General features: G+C 65.2%; 15 protein-coding genes. 2 read left to right on the plus strand and 13 right to left on the minus strand.

Features of this window, described 5'->3' with window-relative positions; translation table 11 throughout:
* Positions 1-46 precede the first annotated feature (46 nt).
* Positions 47-724: an aquaporin Z gene (gene aqpZ / locus SD196_RS19890; protein ID WP_343572541.1), complete on the plus strand. Its 678-nt coding sequence runs from the start codon at positions 47-49 to the stop codon at positions 722-724.
* 274 nt (positions 725-998) lie between these two features.
* Here the strand turns inward: aqpZ and SD196_RS19895 are convergent, their stop codons facing one another.
* From SD196_RS19895 to SD196_RS19950, 12 genes are all read right to left on the minus strand, one after another.
* Positions 999-1,958, minus strand: a complete 960-nt coding sequence (locus SD196_RS19895; RefSeq protein WP_331317048.1) for a DMT family transporter — start codon at positions 1,956-1,958, stop codon at positions 999-1,001.
* A 125-nt stretch (positions 1,959-2,083) separates the two neighbouring features.
* The gene (locus SD196_RS19900; RefSeq protein WP_275608114.1) at positions 2,084-2,503 is read right to left on the minus strand and encodes an MAPEG family protein; all 420 of its coding nucleotides are present in this window, start codon (positions 2,501-2,503) and stop codon (positions 2,084-2,086) included.
* A gap of 255 nt (positions 2,504-2,758) precedes the next feature.
* Entirely contained in the window at positions 2,759-2,974 is a 216-nt protein-coding gene (locus SD196_RS19905; protein WP_275608115.1) for a TOBE domain-containing protein, read from the minus strand.
* 45 nt (positions 2,975-3,019) lie between these two features.
* The gene (ssuB, locus tag SD196_RS19910) at positions 3,020-3,847 is read right to left on the minus strand and encodes an aliphatic sulfonates ABC transporter ATP-binding protein (RefSeq protein ID WP_275608116.1); all 828 of its coding nucleotides are present in this window, start codon (positions 3,845-3,847) and stop codon (positions 3,020-3,022) included.
* Entirely contained in the window at positions 3,844-4,632 is a 789-nt protein-coding gene (ssuC, locus tag SD196_RS19915) for an aliphatic sulfonate ABC transporter permease SsuC (protein ID WP_343572536.1), read from the minus strand. The genes ssuB and ssuC overlap by 4 nt, the downstream gene beginning before the upstream one ends.
* A gap of 104 nt (positions 4,633-4,736) precedes the next feature.
* The gene (ssuD, locus tag SD196_RS19920) at positions 4,737-5,885 is read right to left on the minus strand and encodes an FMNH2-dependent alkanesulfonate monooxygenase (protein WP_275608118.1); all 1,149 of its coding nucleotides are present in this window, start codon (positions 5,883-5,885) and stop codon (positions 4,737-4,739) included.
* A 175-nt stretch (positions 5,886-6,060) separates the two neighbouring features.
* Positions 6,061-7,023, minus strand: coding sequence for a sulfonate ABC transporter substrate-binding protein (locus SD196_RS19925; RefSeq protein WP_275608119.1), 963 nt, complete (start codon positions 7,021-7,023; stop codon positions 6,061-6,063).
* A 127-nt stretch (positions 7,024-7,150) separates the two neighbouring features.
* A complete protein-coding gene (ssuE, locus tag SD196_RS19930) occupies positions 7,151-7,744 on the minus strand; it encodes an NADPH-dependent FMN reductase (protein ID WP_331317040.1) in 594 nt (197 codons plus the stop codon).
* 288 nt (positions 7,745-8,032) lie between these two features.
* The gene (locus tag SD196_RS19935; RefSeq protein WP_331317038.1) at positions 8,033-8,785 is read right to left on the minus strand and encodes an ABC transporter ATP-binding protein; all 753 of its coding nucleotides are present in this window, start codon (positions 8,783-8,785) and stop codon (positions 8,033-8,035) included.
* Entirely contained in the window at positions 8,785-9,606 is an 822-nt protein-coding gene (locus SD196_RS19940) for an ABC transporter permease (RefSeq protein WP_343572525.1), read from the minus strand. Before SD196_RS19940 ends, SD196_RS19935 begins: the two co-directional genes overlap by 1 nt.
* A 3-nt stretch (positions 9,607-9,609) precedes the next feature.
* A complete protein-coding gene (locus SD196_RS19945; protein WP_331317034.1) occupies positions 9,610-10,623 on the minus strand; it encodes an aliphatic sulfonate ABC transporter substrate-binding protein in 1,014 nt (337 codons plus the stop codon).
* Positions 10,624-10,901: 278 nt separating this feature from the next.
* Positions 10,902-11,540 (minus strand): peroxiredoxin, encoded by a 639-nt coding sequence (locus tag SD196_RS19950; protein ID WP_275608124.1) that lies wholly within the window; start codon positions 11,538-11,540, stop codon positions 10,902-10,904.
* A gap of 220 nt (positions 11,541-11,760) precedes the next feature.
* Here SD196_RS19950 and SD196_RS19955 point away from each other — a divergent pair, with 220 nt between their 5' ends.
* Positions 11,761-11,970, plus strand: a complete 210-nt coding sequence (locus SD196_RS19955; RefSeq protein WP_343572520.1) for a DUF6316 family protein — start codon at positions 11,761-11,763, stop codon at positions 11,968-11,970.
* A gap of 279 nt (positions 11,971-12,249) precedes the next feature.
* Here the strand turns inward: SD196_RS19955 and SD196_RS19960 are convergent, their stop codons facing one another.
* A complete protein-coding gene (locus SD196_RS19960; protein ID WP_343572517.1) occupies positions 12,250-13,434 on the minus strand; it encodes a thiolase family protein in 1,185 nt (394 codons plus the stop codon).
* Between the last annotated feature and the right edge of the window lie 48 nt (positions 13,435-13,482).

Below are 13,482 nucleotides of genomic sequence, written 5' to 3' on the forward strand. Positions count from 1 at the left end.
CGCACTCCCCAATTCCGGGGCTTCTCGACTTGCCTCTGGAGGCAGCATGCTTCGCAAACTTTCCGCCGAAATGATCGGCACCTTCTGGCTGGTATTGGGTGGTTGCGGCAGCGCCATCTTCGCCGCTCACGCCATTGGCGTACTGGGCGTTGCACTGGCCTTTGGCCTGACCGTCGTCACCATGGCCTATGCCATCGGGCCAATTTCCGGTTGCCACCTCAACCCTGCCGTCAGCCTGGGCCTGTGGGCGGGCGGTCGTCTGCGCACCACCGAGCTGGTGCCCTACATCGTCGCCCAGGTGGTCGGCGGCATCCTTGCCGGCGGCATGCTGTACCTGATCGCCAGCGGCAAGGCCGGCTTCGATCCGCTGGCGGGCTTCGCCGCCAACGGCTTCGGCGAAGGCTCGCCCAACGGCTACAGCCTGCAATCGGCGCTGATCATCGAAGTCCTGCTGACGGCGGTGTTCCTGTTCGTGATCATGGGCGCCACCGACAAGCTGGCGCCGTCCGGCTTTGCCCCGCTGGCCATTGGCCTCACCCTGACGCTGATCCACCTGATCAGCATCCCGATCGACAACACCTCGGTGAACCCGGCACGCAGCCTGGGCGTGGCGCTGTTCGCCGCTCCGCTGTTCATGAAGCAGCTGTGGCTGTTCTGGGTCGGCCCGCTGGCCGGCGGCGTGATCGGTGCGCTGGTCTATCGTGCGGTGCGTCCGGCGGCGTAAGCCATCGGGTCGCTGGAAACGAGACGGGCGCCTGAGGACGCCCGTTTTCGTTTGAGGACCAAGTCGCCGTGACATCAGAGGGCCCGGTGCGATTCGCGGACAAGATCCACTCCTGCCGGAGAGCAGATGCATCCATTTTCTGTAGGAGCGAGCTTGCTCGCGAACAGACTTAACCGGCGGCATCGGTGTTGGGCGGTTCGCGAGCAAGCTCGCCCCTACGAAAAGCCATCCCCCTAGACGTAAAGTAGAAGGCCGCCCATTGGGCGGCCTTTGCTCAAGTATCCGCCAGGCGCTGGCGGCGGGCCCGATAGCTGCGCAGCAGCGAGGGTGCCAGGGCGGTCAGCGCCGAGCCGCTGACCACCAGCAACGCGCCGACGTAAGCCAGGCCATTGAGGTTTTCCGGGTGCACGTAGTCGGGCCATAGCGAAGCGGCCAGCGCCACCGAGGCGAAGGTCACCAGCGGCGTGATGGCGAGCGTGGCGCTGACGCGGGAGGCTTCCCAGTGCGCCAGGGCCTCGGCGAAGGCACCGTAGGCCACCAGGGTGTTCAGGCAGCAGGCCAGCAGCAGCCAGCCCTGCAGCGGGCTCAGTTGTAGCGCCTCCAGCGGATGCGCCCAGGGGGTGAGCAGTGCGGCGCACCCCAGGTAGATCACCATCATCACCTGCACCGAGGTCCACTGCGTCAGCAATTGCTTCTGCGCCAGGCCATAGGCAGTCCAGATGAAAGCGGCGAACACCACGATCAACACGCCGGTGGTGTAATTGCCCAACGAACCGAACAGTTCCGCCAGACGCTGGTTGAAGAACATCCCGAAGCCGAGCATCAGCACCGCGAGCCCCAGGCCCTGGCCGACGCTGAAGCTTTCCTTGAACACCAGCAGGCTGCCCAGCAGCAGAAGGATCGGTGCGATCTGGATCACCAGTTGCGTGGTGCCGGGGGTGAGCATGCGCAGACCGATCAGATAGAACACGTAGTTGCCGGTCAGGCCGAGCACGGCCGCCAGCACCAGTCCCGCGCCACGCCGGCCGATGGGGCGCAGCGCCGGCAACTGGCGGGTCAGCGTGAGGTAGACGAGCAGTACGCCGCCGGAGACCACCAGGCGAAACCAGGTCACAGTGACCGGGTCCATGGTCTTCAGGACTTCCTTGAGCTTGATCGGCAGGATGCCCCAGAGCACGGCGGTGATCAGGGCGAGAAACAGGCCGAATTGCCAGCGGCCGGAAGAAACGTGCATGGGAGCCTCGTCGCGTGTGCGGTTCGCCATGCTAAGTCATGGCGGTATCGCACCATAGGAACAGTTGCGACACGCAACTGTTCCGGTCGCTCGGCGTCAACGCCGCGTCGCTCCCAGTCAAGACACTAGATCAGTCCGGACAGGCGCAGCAGCCACCAGATCAGGATCAGCAACTGGACGAAGAACGCGGCAAAGCGAATCCAGACCGCCAGTGCCGAGGTGCTGATCAGGTGCACCACCGATTGCACGATGCGCGCGCCCAGCAGGGTCGGGGCCAACGGATCGGTCACCAGCGTCGCGCCGCTGACCATGGCGTAGAGCAGGACGGCGGCGTACAGCGGGATGTTCTCCACACAGTTGGCGTGGGCCCGCACCAGGCGCTGACCGAAGGCGCCGGGCGTGTTGCTGCCGTCGGCGGCGAAGACGTTGACCTTCATGCGGCCGGACATCACCAGCAGACCACGCTGGTTGACCAGCAGCAGGACCAGCAGCACGGTCCAGGCAACCAGGCCGAGCAGGGTGAAGGCGGAGGGACTCAGGGACATGCGGGACTCCTTTTTTCTTGTTGGTTTGAGAGGAGTCTAAGGGAAATAGAGTAATTGCTCTATCCGACGCAAAGGTGGGAGATTTTCGTAGGATGGGTGGAACATGCGATGCCCATCGGCCTCACCCACCCACAGCATGGGTATCGCTCCGCTCCACCCATCCTACAAAAGCCAAGTGCGCGCCCCGACACACGCCTGCACAAAAGAAAACGGGCAGCCCGTCGCCGGACTGCCCGCCCTCCTCCACCACCGCGCTTACAGCTTGGCGATGGAAACCTCGGTGGATTTGACGAAGGCGATCACTTCGCTACCGATCGCCAGTTCCAGCTCGCGCACGGAACGGGTGGTGATCACCGAGGTGACGATGCCGGCGGCGGTCTGGACGTCGATTTCCGACAGGACCGGGCCTTCGATGATTTCCTTGATGGTGCCTTTGAACTGGTTGCGGACGTTGATGGCTTTGATGGTCATGGCAATGCTCCTTGGGGGAATGTCGTGATACGGATGAACGTTGGATCAAAGCGCCCAGCGCAATTGCGTGGGCAGTGGGGATACGGGTTCCGGCTCGGGCGGCTGCGCCGGCAGCGACAGCACGCGTTCGAGCACTTCGGCTTCCAGCGCGGCCAGGCGTGCCGAACCACGAGCACGCGGCCGGTGCAGTTCGACATTGAGGTCCAGGCCGATCTCGCCGTCTTCGATGAGGATCACCCGGTCGGCGATGGCCACAGCCTCGCTGACGTCGTGGGTGACCAGCAGCACGGTGAAGCCATGCTGCTGCCAGAGGCTCTCGATCAGTTGCTGCATCTCGATGCGGGTCAGGGCATCCAGTGCGCCCAGCGGTTCGTCGAGCAGCAGCAGGCGTGGACGGTGGATCAGTGCGCGGGCCAGGGCCACGCGCTGCTTCTGTCCACCGGACAAGCCGGCCGGCCACTCATTGGCGCGATCGGCCAGGCCGACCGCCTCCAGCGCCTCCAGTGCCTGGCCACGCCAGTCGCCCTTGAGGCCCAGGCCGACGTTGTCGATCACCCGTTTCCAGGGCAGCAGGCGCGAGTCCTGGAACATCAGGCGGGTGCCTTCGCGGGCGCTCTCCAGCGGTGCCGCGCCGGCCAGCAACTGGCCTTCGCTGGCGTTGTCGAGCCCGGCCAGCAGGCGCAGCAAGGTGCTCTTGCCGCAACCGCTGCGGCCGACGATGGCGACGAACTGGCCGGCGGGGATGCGCAGGTCGATGCCCTTGAGCACCTCCCGCTCGCCGAAGCGCTTGACCACACCTTCCACCACCAGCGGGATGCCTTTCTTGAGTTGCTGGGGCAACTGCTTTTGAGACAGAGAATTCACGGCGTTCATGCCCCACCTCCCTTGCTCTGGTATGCCGGGTGCCAGCGCAGCCAGACGCGCTCCAGGCCTCGGGCGGCGAGGTCAGCCAGCTTGCCGAGCACCGCATAGAGCAGGATCGCCAACACCACCACGTCGGTCTGCAGGAATTCGCGGGCGTTCATCGCCAGGTAGCCGATGCCGGAGCTGGCGGAGATGGTCTCGGCGACGATCAGGGTCAGCCACATGAAGCCCAGGGCGAAGCGCACGCCGACCAGGATCGAAGGCAGCGCACCGGGCAGGATCACCTGGCGGAACAGCGCGAAACCGGACAGGCCGTAGCTGCGCGACATCTCCAGCAGGCCCGGATCGATGTTGCGGATGCCGTGGTAGGTGTTGAGGTAGATCGGGAACAGGGTGCCGAGGGCGACCAGGAAGATCTTCGCCGACTCGTCGATGCCGAACCACAGGATCACCAGCGGGATCAGCGCCAGGTGCGGCACGTTGCGGATCATCTGCACCGAACTGTCGAGGAAGCGCTCGCCCCACTTCGACAGGCCGGTGATCAGGCCCAGCACCAGGCCGATGCTGCCGCCGATGAGGAAGCCGACGGCGGCGCGCCAGGTGCTGATCGCCAGGTGCTGCCACAGCTCGCCACTGACCACCAGGTGGTAGCCGGCCTCGGCGACGGCGCTGGGTGCAGGCAGGATGCGGCTGGACAGCCAGCCGGTTTCCACGGCCAGTTGCCAGATCAGCAGCAGGCCCACCGGCAGGGCCCAGGGCGCAAGGCGCTGGGCGAGGTTGTTGGAAATGCTCATCTCATCACTCCGGATTCGTCGTAGGGCGCATGAAGCGGAAGGCTTCATCCGCCGTTCGGGATCGACGGCGGATAACGCTGCGCGTTATGCGCCCTACGGTTTTGTCAGCTTGCCGAAGCGGCCTTGGGCAGGATGTCGTTGGCCACCATCTCGCCGAACGGGCTGACGTAACCGCGCGCCTGCGGTTGCTGGGCCCGGGCGATATCCAGGTGCGGGAAGAGCAGTTCGGCGACCCGGTAGGACTCTTCCAGGTGCGGGTAGCCGGAGAAGATGAAGGTGTCGATCCCCAGGTCCGCGTATTCCTTCACGCGGGCGGCCACGGTCGGGCCGTCGCCGACCAGTGCGGTTCCGGCGCCACCGCGCACCAGGCCGACACCAGCCCAGAGGTTGGGGCTGACTTCCAGCTTGTCCTTGCTACCGCCGTGCAGCGCGGCCATGCGCTGCTGGCCAACGGAGTCGAAGCGCGCCAGGGAGGCCTGGGCGCGGTCGATGGTGTCCTGGTCCAGGTGGGAGATCAGGCGGTCGGCGGCCTTCCAGGCTTCCTCGTTGGTCTCGCGGACGATGACGTGCAGGCGGATGCCGAAGCGCACGCTGCGGCCCTGCTTGGCAGCCTTCTCGCGGACCTGGGCAATCTTCTCGGCGACGGCGGCCGGCGGCTCGCCCCAGGTCAGGTACAGCTCGACCTGCTCGGCGGCGAGGTCCTGGGCGGCATCGGAGGAACCGCCGAAATACAGCGGCGGGCGCGGCTGCTGGATCGGCGGATAGAGCAGCTTGGCGCCCTTCACCTGCAGGTGTTTGCCGTCGTAGTCGACGGTCTCGCCTTCCAGCACGCGGCGCCAGATGCGGGTGAACTCGACGGAGGCTTCGTAACGCTCGGCGTGGCTCAGGTGCAGGCCGTCGCCGGCCAGTTCGTCCGGGTCGCCGCCGGTCACCAGGTTGAACAGCGCGCGTCCGCCGGAAAGCCGGTCAAGGGTGGCGGCCTGGCGCGCGGCCACGGTCGGGGAAATGATGCCCGGGCGCAGGGCGACCAGGAATTTCAGGCGCTGGGTCACCGGGATCAGCGAGGCGGCAACCAGCCAGGAGTCCTCGCAGGAGCGGCCGGTGGGGATCAGCACGCCGCCGAAGCCGAGGCGGTCGGCGGCCTGGGCGACCTGTTGCAGATAGCCGTGGTCCACAGCGCGGGCGCCTTCGGCGGTACCCAGGTAGTGGCCGTCGCCGTGGGTCGGCAGGAACCAGAAGATGTCGAGACTCATCGCAATTACTCCAGATAAGCGCGCCGGCGTGGCGTAGCCGCGCGATGAAGGGGTTCGGGTATTTCGTGTTGCTGCTGTTCTTCGTAGGAGCGAGCTTGCTCGCGAACGGATTCCCCGGCAGTTCTGGAGCTGGGCCGGTTCGCGAGCAAGCACGCTCCTACAAAAGGCGGATCAGTTACTGGGCAGCGACCTTGGCCGGCGCCGTCCACACCACGTCCTTGATGCTCAGCTGCTTGGGGATCAGCTTCAGCTGGGTGAAGGTGTCGGCGATCTTCTGCTGCGCGGCGGTGACTTCCGGGGTGATCGGCTGGGCGCCGTAGCCCTGGCGCTTCACGGCGGTCAGGGTGATGTCGGCGGGCAGGCCGAGCAGCGGTGCGACCTGGTCGGTGACCTGCTGCGGGTTCTGCTGCGACCACTGGCCCACCGAGCGCACTTCGTCGATCAGGGTGGTGATCACCTGCGGGTGGTTATTCGCATAGGGGCGGGTCGCCAGGTAGAACTGGTGGTTATCCACCAAGCCGGTGCCATCCACCAGGGTGCGGGCGGAGAGCTGCTTCTCGGCGGCGGCCTGGTACGGGTCCCAGATCACCCAGGCGTCGACGCTGCCCCGCTCGAAGGCGGCGCGGGCGTCGGCCGGCGGCAGGTACACGGGCTGAATGTCGGTGTATTTCAGGCCGGCTTTCTCCAGGGCGCGCACCAGCAGGTAGTGCACGTTGGAGCCCTTGTTCAGGGCGATCTTCTTGCCCTTGAGCTCGGCGAGGGATTTGATCGGCGAATCCTTGGGCAGCAGGATCGCCTCGCTGGTCGGCGCCGGCGGTTCGTGGGCGACGTAGACCAGGTCGGCGCCTGCGGCCTGGGCAAATACCGGCGGGGTTTCGCCGGTGACGCCGAAGTCGATGCTGCCGACGTTCAGGCCTTCGAGCAGCTGCGGGCCACCGGGGAATTCGGTCCATTGCACCTTGACGCCCTGCTCGGCCAGGCGCTTCTCCAGCGTGCCGCGAGCCTTGAGCAGCACCAGGGTGCCGTACTTCTGGTAGCCGATACGCAGGGTACCGGGTTGTTCTTCAGCCTGGGCGTTATAGGACAGGGCCGCGATCAGCAGGGCCGCCAGTCCACTACGCAAAGTGAGGGTCCGCATGGGAGTGCTCCTTTATCGAGTGTGCTTGCCGGACCTGCGGTCCCGTTGACGGGACGGTGAGGGCCTTTTCGTGTTGTACGAGAGTCGTCGCCTGCCGGGTCGGGGCTTGGCGTTGGTATCTTTGGGATCAGATGCTCCAGCGGGCGTTGATCAGCCGTTCGTTGAGCAGGTTCGGGTCGATGGGTTTGGGGCGGCGCGCCAGGGCGCCATGGAACTGTTCCAGGGCGTCCAGCAGCCGATGTTCCAGGGCCGGGTCGAGCCGTGCCGGCGCACTGCCTTCGGCGTACTGCACCTGGTTGTCCTCGGCGAACACACCATGCAGGGTCTCCTGGGCCTTGAGTGCGGCGAGAACCGGCTTCAGCGCGTAATCCACCGCCAGCATGTGGGCGTTGCTGCCACCGGTGGCCAGGGGAAGCACCACCTTGTGGCTCAACGCCCGCTCCGGCAGCAGGTCGAGCAGGACCTTCAGCGCGCCGGCGATGGACGCCTTGTACACCGGCGTTGCGATCACCAGGCCATCGGCGCGGGCCACCTGTTCGATCAGCTCCACCACTCGCGGGCTGTCGAAGCGCGCGTGCAGCAGGTCCTCGGCCGGGAAGTCGCGCACCCCGTAGGAACGCACTTCGGCGCCACGCTCATGCAACCAGTTCCGCGCGACATCCAGGAGGACGCCGGAACGGGAACGCTGGCTCGGGCTGCCGGCAAGGGTGACTACGTACATTTACGCGATTCCTTATAACGATCAGAGCGATTCAAACCTCGCCCTGCCAACCAATGTGCATAGACCTTAACAGCCCATTGCATATTCCAATAAATGTTATTTATTCATTTAGTTATTCTTTTTTTGTTAGATAGATACACGCCGCCATGCCTGGAACAGGCGCATGACACATCGTTGCAGATGAACACTTGTAGGATGGGTGGAGCGCAGCGATACCCATGTTGCCCGCTACCAGCCCATTCGATGGGTATCGCTGTGCTCCACGCCATCCTACGGGGCGAGGAAGCGTCAGATGACGTGGGACTGGTGCAGCTCGGTCAGCGCTTCGCCGCGCAGGTAGGCCAGCTCCACCGCGCGGCGGTCGCGCGGGCGTTGCAGGGGCACGGGGAATTCGCGGCGCAGGCGGCTCGGGGTGCCGCCCAGCAGCAGGACGCGGTCGCTGAGGTAGAAGGCTTCGTCGAGATCGTGGGTGACCAGCAGGATGCTGATGTCATATTCCACCGCCAGGTCCTGGATCAGGTCCTGCAGGCGGATGCGGGTGAAGGCGTCCACCGCGCTGAAGGGTTCGTCCAGCAGCAGCACCTGCGGGCGGCCATAGAGGCCACGGGCGATGGCCGCGCGCTGGGCCATGCCGCCGGAGAGTTGCTTGGGCAACAGGTCGCCCTTGCCCTCCAGGCCCACGTCTCGGAGCAGGTGAGCGATGCGGTGGTCGTCGGCCAGCCAGCCGTCGGCGAAGCCAATGTTCTGCGCCACCGTAAGCCAGGGCAGCAGGCGCGGCTCCTGGAACACCACGCCGATGCCACCGCCGCCACGGCCGGTGTCGCCATCCGGGCCGAAGCCCAGCAGCGGGTTGCGCTCCAGGGAACCGGCAAACTCGTCGTCCAGCCCGGCGGCAATACGCAGCAAGGTACTTTTCCCACAGCCGCTGGGGCCGAGCAGGCTGACCACTTCGCCCGGTGCCAGGCTCAGGCTGACGTCATCCAGCACGCGCACGCCGGAGAAGCTCTTGCGGATATCGCGCAATTCCAGCAGGGCACTCATCACTGCTCACCATTGCCAAGGAAGGTATCGCGCCAGGCCAGCGCGCGGTGCTCCAGCGCTTTCAGCAGGCTATCGCTGAGCTTGCCGAGCACGGCCAGCACCAGAATGGCGGCGATGACGATGTCCGGCCGCGAGGTTTCCCGGCCGTCGCTGAGCAGATAGCCCAGGCCGCGCGTGGCGGCGATCAGTTCGGCGGCGACCAGGAACATCCAGCTCAGGCTCAGCGCGCCGCGCAGACCGGTGAACAGGCTCGGCAGCGCCGCGGGTAGAAGGATGCGCCGCACCAGCGCGAAGGGCGCCAGGTGATAGAGCCGGCCCAGCTCCACCCACTTGCGGTCGACGTTGCGCACGCCGGCCACCAGCGAGAGGTAGACGGGGAAGAAGGCGCCGAGGGCGATCAGTACGATCTTCGGCGTTTCGTCGATGCCCAGCCAGAGCAGCAGCAAGGGTACCCAGGCAAGGCTGGGGATGGCCCGCAGCGCCTGGAAGGTCGGTTCCAGGTAGGCCTCGGCGCGCTGGCTGAGCCCGACCCAGGTGCCGATCAGCACGGCAGCGGCCGCACCGATGCAGAAGCCGGCGGCGACCCGTGCCAGGCTGGCGGTGACATGCTTCCAGAGCTCGCCCTGGGCCAGTTGCCAGAGCGTCAGCGCGACGCTGCTGGGCGCCGGCATCTGGTGCTCGGCGAGCCAGCCGATACGCACCGCCAGTTCCAGCGCCGCGCACAACAGCAGCGGCACCAGCCAGGCACGCCAGCTCAGCCGCGGCCAGCGCAGTTTGAATGCGCGACGCTGGCGGGCCAGGCGCAGGCTCTGGGTCGGCATGGCTTAGGGCTCCGCCTTGGCGACGGCGGGCTTACCGATCACTTCACCGGCCAGTTGCGGTGCGATCAGTTGATCGACCACGGCGGTGACGTCGGTGCCTGGCCGCACCAGTTGTTCGTCGAGCAGAATCGGCGCGGCGGCCTTGAGCGCGGCAACCTGCTCGGCGCCCGGCAGCGGCTTGCTGAAGTCGGTGCGCGAGAGTTGCAGCTTGGCCACTTCCAGCGGCAGCTTGGCTTCTTCGGCAAGCAGTTTCGCGGTCTCCTCCGGATGCGCCACGGCCCACTGGCGCGCCTCTTCATAGGCGGCGATGACCTGCTTGATCAGCTCCGGCTGCGACCGCTCGAACTTCTCGGTGACGCTGAGCACGCCGTAACTGTTGAAGTCGACGTTGCGGTACAGCAGGCGCGAGCCAGCCTGCAGTTCGCTGGCGGCCATGTGCGGATCGAGACCGGCCCAGGCGTCCACCCTGCCCTGCTCCAGCGCGGCGCGGCCGTCCGGGTGCTGCAGGTGGACGATCTCCACGTCGTTCTTGTCCAGCCCCGCCTGCTGCAGGCTGCGCAGCAGGAACAGGTACGGGTCGGTACCCTTGGTAGCGGCGATCTTCTTGCCCTTGAGGTCGGCGACGGACTTGAGCGGCGAATCCTTCGGTACTACCAGCGCGGTCCATTCCGGGCGGCTGGCGATGTACACGGTCTTCAGCGGGCTGCCATTGGCGCGGCTGAGCACCGCGGCCAGGCCTGCGGTAGACGCGAAGTCGGTGCTGCCGGCATTGAGGTATTCCAGCGAGCGGTTACTGCCCTGACTGAACACCCAGCGCACCTCGGTGCCCTGCGGCTTGAGGGCTTTCTCCAGCCAGCCGAAATGCTTGAGCACGAGGCTGGTGGGCGCGTAGTAGGCGTAGTCCAGCCGCACCTCTTTCGGGGCGTCGGCGGCTTGGGCGGGAGCGTTGTAGGCGCCGATCGGCAGGCTCGCGAGAAGAGCGACGGCCAGGCTGCGGCGCCATGTGGAATGACCCATGGTCGTTCTCCTTGGCGTGGGCTGACGTCTTCTCCCCGTGTGGCGGGCAAGTCAGAGCTGGAAGAAAAAAGCGCGGCGTGGTCCGCGCGTGAAAGCAGAAAAAAATGGGCCGGCGAACCGGCCCTATTACCCTGCTCGAGGTTGAAACTTCGGCACCCGGAGCGCGCGAGCTAAAGCCAGGCAAGGCGCCAGGGGCAGTGAGAGCGGAGTGTGCTACAGCACATGAGCAGCTCGCTGTCGCTGGCAACGCAGACTGGCCGACGCGCAGCCGCTTCGGATCACTTGTTCGGTTGGGGCGTCAGCCGCAGGTATGGCTTGATCGCGCGATAGCCCTTGGGAAACCGTTGCTTGATCTCTTCCTCGTCCTTGAGCGAGGGCACGATCACCACGTCATCGCCGTCCTGCCAGTTGCCCGGCGTGGCGACCTTGTGGTTGTCAGTCAGTTGCAGCGAGTCGATCACCCGCAGGATCTCGTTGAAGTTGCGCCCGGTGCTCGCGGGGTAGGTGATGGTCAGGCGCACCTTCTTGTTCGGATCGATGACGAACAGCGAACGCACCGTCAGGGTGTCGTTGGCGTTCGGGTGGATCAGGTCATACAGCTCGGACACCTTGCGGTCGGCATCGGCGATGATCGGGAAGTTGACCACGGTGTTCTGGGTCTCGTTGATGTCGTCGATCCACTTCACGTGGGAGTCCACCGGGTCGACCGAAAGTGCGATCGCCTTGACGCCGCGCTCGGCGAACTGGTCTTTCAGCTTGGCGGTGAGCCCAAGCTCGGTGGTGCACACCGGGGTGAAGTCGGCCGGGTGGGAGAACAGCACGCCCCAGTTGCTGCCGAGCCATTCGTGGAAGCGAATGCGGCCTTCGCTGGATTCCTGTTCGAAGTCGGGGGCGATGTCGCCAAGTCGCAAGCTCATGGGTCTCTCCTTGTTCATGTTGAGGTCAACTATGCACAAGGTCTTTTCGCATTAAAAAGAATATATTTTGATTTTCTTATAACCAAAACAACAAACCCGAGCCTGTCTGCCAACGCTAGATCCTGAAACGAAACCCTGCCGTTCGTCGCAAGCCTAGTGGCACGCAGGTTGGCTGCATACACTCCTAGGTAATTGATCCTTTTTCACAGGAGGCGACTTCATGGTCGGCCAACGGTCCAACGATGCCCAGGCGGCAACCCACTACCGCAGCGACCGGATCACCTCGGTCAATGGCCAGTATTTCTTCTCCACTCGAGAAGGAACGCTGGAAGGGCCGTACTTCACTCGCTTCGATGCCGAACGCGAGGTTGGGAAGTACATCGATCGCATGAAGCTGGCAGCAGGCCTGTTCGTACGCGCGGCACGCTGATCCGGTACAGCGCAGGGCGTTTGCCGTTGCAAACGTCCAGGCTATTCGTTCAGCCGGAATACGCTGTTCGCGAGCAAGCTCGCTCCTACAGTTCCATACCTGTCCAACCTGTGCCGCTCCAGGTCACGTGGTAGATATCTATTAGCGAGCAGCACTCCGCCAGATATCCTCTCAACCCTGTCAAAATAAAAAGCCCCCGGCATACTTGCCGGGGGCTTTTTTGTCGCTACAGGCCCGCTTGCGTGGAGCGGGCCGGAGGAACGCGGTATCGACGGTGGCTCAACGCACCGCTTCGAACAACCCCGTGGCGCCCATGCCGCCGCCCACGCACATGGTAACGATGCCGTAGCGCAGGTTGCGGCGTTGCAGCTCGCGCACCAGGTGGCCGACCTGGCGCGAGCCGGTCATGCCGAAGGGGTGGCCGATGGAGATGGAGCCGCCATTGACGTTGTACTTCTCGTTGTCGATACCCAGACGGTCGCGGGCATAGAGGCACTGGGAGGCGAAGGCTTCGTTGAGTTCCCACAGGTCGATGTCGGCAACCTTCAGGCCCTTGGCCTTGAGCAGCTTGGGCACCGAGAACACCGGGCCAATGCCCATTTCGTCCGGCTCGCAACCGGCGACGGTGAAGCCGCGGAAGAAGGCCTTGGGCTTGAGACCCAGCTCCAGCGCTTTCTCCAGGCTCATCACCAGGGTCATGGAGGCGCCGTCGGAAAGCTGCGAGGCGTTACCGGCGGTGACCGAGCCGTCCTCGGCGAATACCGGCTTGAGGGAGTTCAGGCCCTCGATCGTGGTGTCCGGGCGGTTGCAGTCATCGCGGTCGACCACGCCGTCGAGCACTTTCTTCTCGCCGCTGGCCTTGTCTTCCACCAGGTACTTCACGTTCATCGGCACGATTTCATCGTTGAACAGGCCCTCGGCCTGGGCGCGGGCGGTGCGCTGCTGGCTCTGCAGGGAGTACAGGTCCTGCTGCTCGCGGGTGACGTTGTAGCGGCGGGCAACGATCTCGGCGGTCTGCCCCATGGGGTAGTAGATGCCGGGGAACTCGTCCTTCAGACGCGGGTTCACGAAATTGTCGAGGTTCTGCTTGCCCATGGTCAGGGTGATGGACTCGACACCGCCGGCCACCAGGATGTCGCTGCATCCCGAAGCCACCTGGTTGGCGGCGATGGCAATGGCCTGCAGGCCCGAAGAGCAGTAGCGGTTGAGGGTCATGCCGGCGACATGGATACCGAGCTTCGACAGCACTGCCGCATTACGGCCGATGTTGTGGCCTTGGGCACCTTCGTTGGAGCCGGCGCCCACCACGCAGTCGTCCACCAGCAGCGGGTCGAGGTCGTTGCGCGCCAGCAGCGCGTCGATGCAATGGGCGACCATGTCGTCCGGGCGGGTCATGTTGAATTTGCCACGGAAGGACTTGGCCAGGCCGGTACGGACGCTGTCGACGATCACCACTTCGCGCATGGGAAACCTCGTTCTGATTGTTCGTTGGGGAGGATGCTGTGGCCCCGA

The organism is Pseudomonas macauensis (assembly GCF_047902425.1).
Classification (GTDB): Bacteria; Pseudomonadota; Gammaproteobacteria; order Pseudomonadales; family Pseudomonadaceae; genus Pseudomonas.

What these genes read in the sequence shown, in the direction of transcription:
- SD196_RS19940 (WP_343572525.1), bottom strand. Translation starts at nt 9,606, where the DNA reads ATGCCGACCCAGAGCCTGCGCCTGGCCCGCCAGCGTCGCGCATTCAAA.
- ssuE (WP_331317040.1), bottom strand. Translation starts at nt 7,744, where the DNA reads ATGTACGTAGTCACCCTTGCCGGCAGCCCGAGCCAGCGTTCCCGTTCC.
- ssuB (WP_275608116.1), bottom strand. Translation starts at nt 3,847, where the DNA reads ATGAACGCCGTGAATTCTCTGTCTCAAAAGCAGTTGCCCCAGCAACTC.
- SD196_RS19950 (WP_275608124.1), bottom strand. Translation starts at nt 11,540, where the DNA reads ATGAGCTTGCGACTTGGCGACATCGCCCCCGACTTCGAACAGGAATCC.
- SD196_RS19960 (WP_343572517.1), bottom strand. Translation starts at nt 13,434, where the DNA reads ATGCGCGAAGTGGTGATCGTCGACAGCGTCCGTACCGGCCTGGCCAAG.
- SD196_RS19945 (WP_331317034.1), bottom strand. Translation starts at nt 10,623, where the DNA reads ATGGGTCATTCCACATGGCGCCGCAGCCTGGCCGTCGCTCTTCTCGCG.
- ssuC (WP_343572536.1), bottom strand. Translation starts at nt 4,632, where the DNA reads ATGAGCATTTCCAACAACCTCGCCCAGCGCCTTGCGCCCTGGGCCCTG.
- SD196_RS19895 (WP_331317048.1), bottom strand. Translation starts at nt 1,958, where the DNA reads ATGCACGTTTCTTCCGGCCGCTGGCAATTCGGCCTGTTTCTCGCCCTG.
- SD196_RS19900 (WP_275608114.1), bottom strand. Translation starts at nt 2,503, where the DNA reads ATGTCCCTGAGTCCCTCCGCCTTCACCCTGCTCGGCCTGGTTGCCTGG.
- SD196_RS19925 (WP_275608119.1), bottom strand. Translation starts at nt 7,023, where the DNA reads ATGCGGACCCTCACTTTGCGTAGTGGACTGGCGGCCCTGCTGATCGCG.
- ssuD (WP_275608118.1), bottom strand. Translation starts at nt 5,885, where the DNA reads ATGAGTCTCGACATCTTCTGGTTCCTGCCGACCCACGGCGACGGCCAC.
- SD196_RS19935 (WP_331317038.1), bottom strand. Translation starts at nt 8,785, where the DNA reads ATGAGTGCCCTGCTGGAATTGCGCGATATCCGCAAGAGCTTCTCCGGC.
- aqpZ (WP_343572541.1), top strand. Translation starts at nt 47, where the DNA reads ATGCTTCGCAAACTTTCCGCCGAAATGATCGGCACCTTCTGGCTGGTA.
- SD196_RS19905 (WP_275608115.1), bottom strand. Translation starts at nt 2,974, where the DNA reads ATGACCATCAAAGCCATCAACGTCCGCAACCAGTTCAAAGGCACCATC.
- SD196_RS19955 (WP_343572520.1), top strand. Translation starts at nt 11,761, where the DNA reads ATGGTCGGCCAACGGTCCAACGATGCCCAGGCGGCAACCCACTACCGC.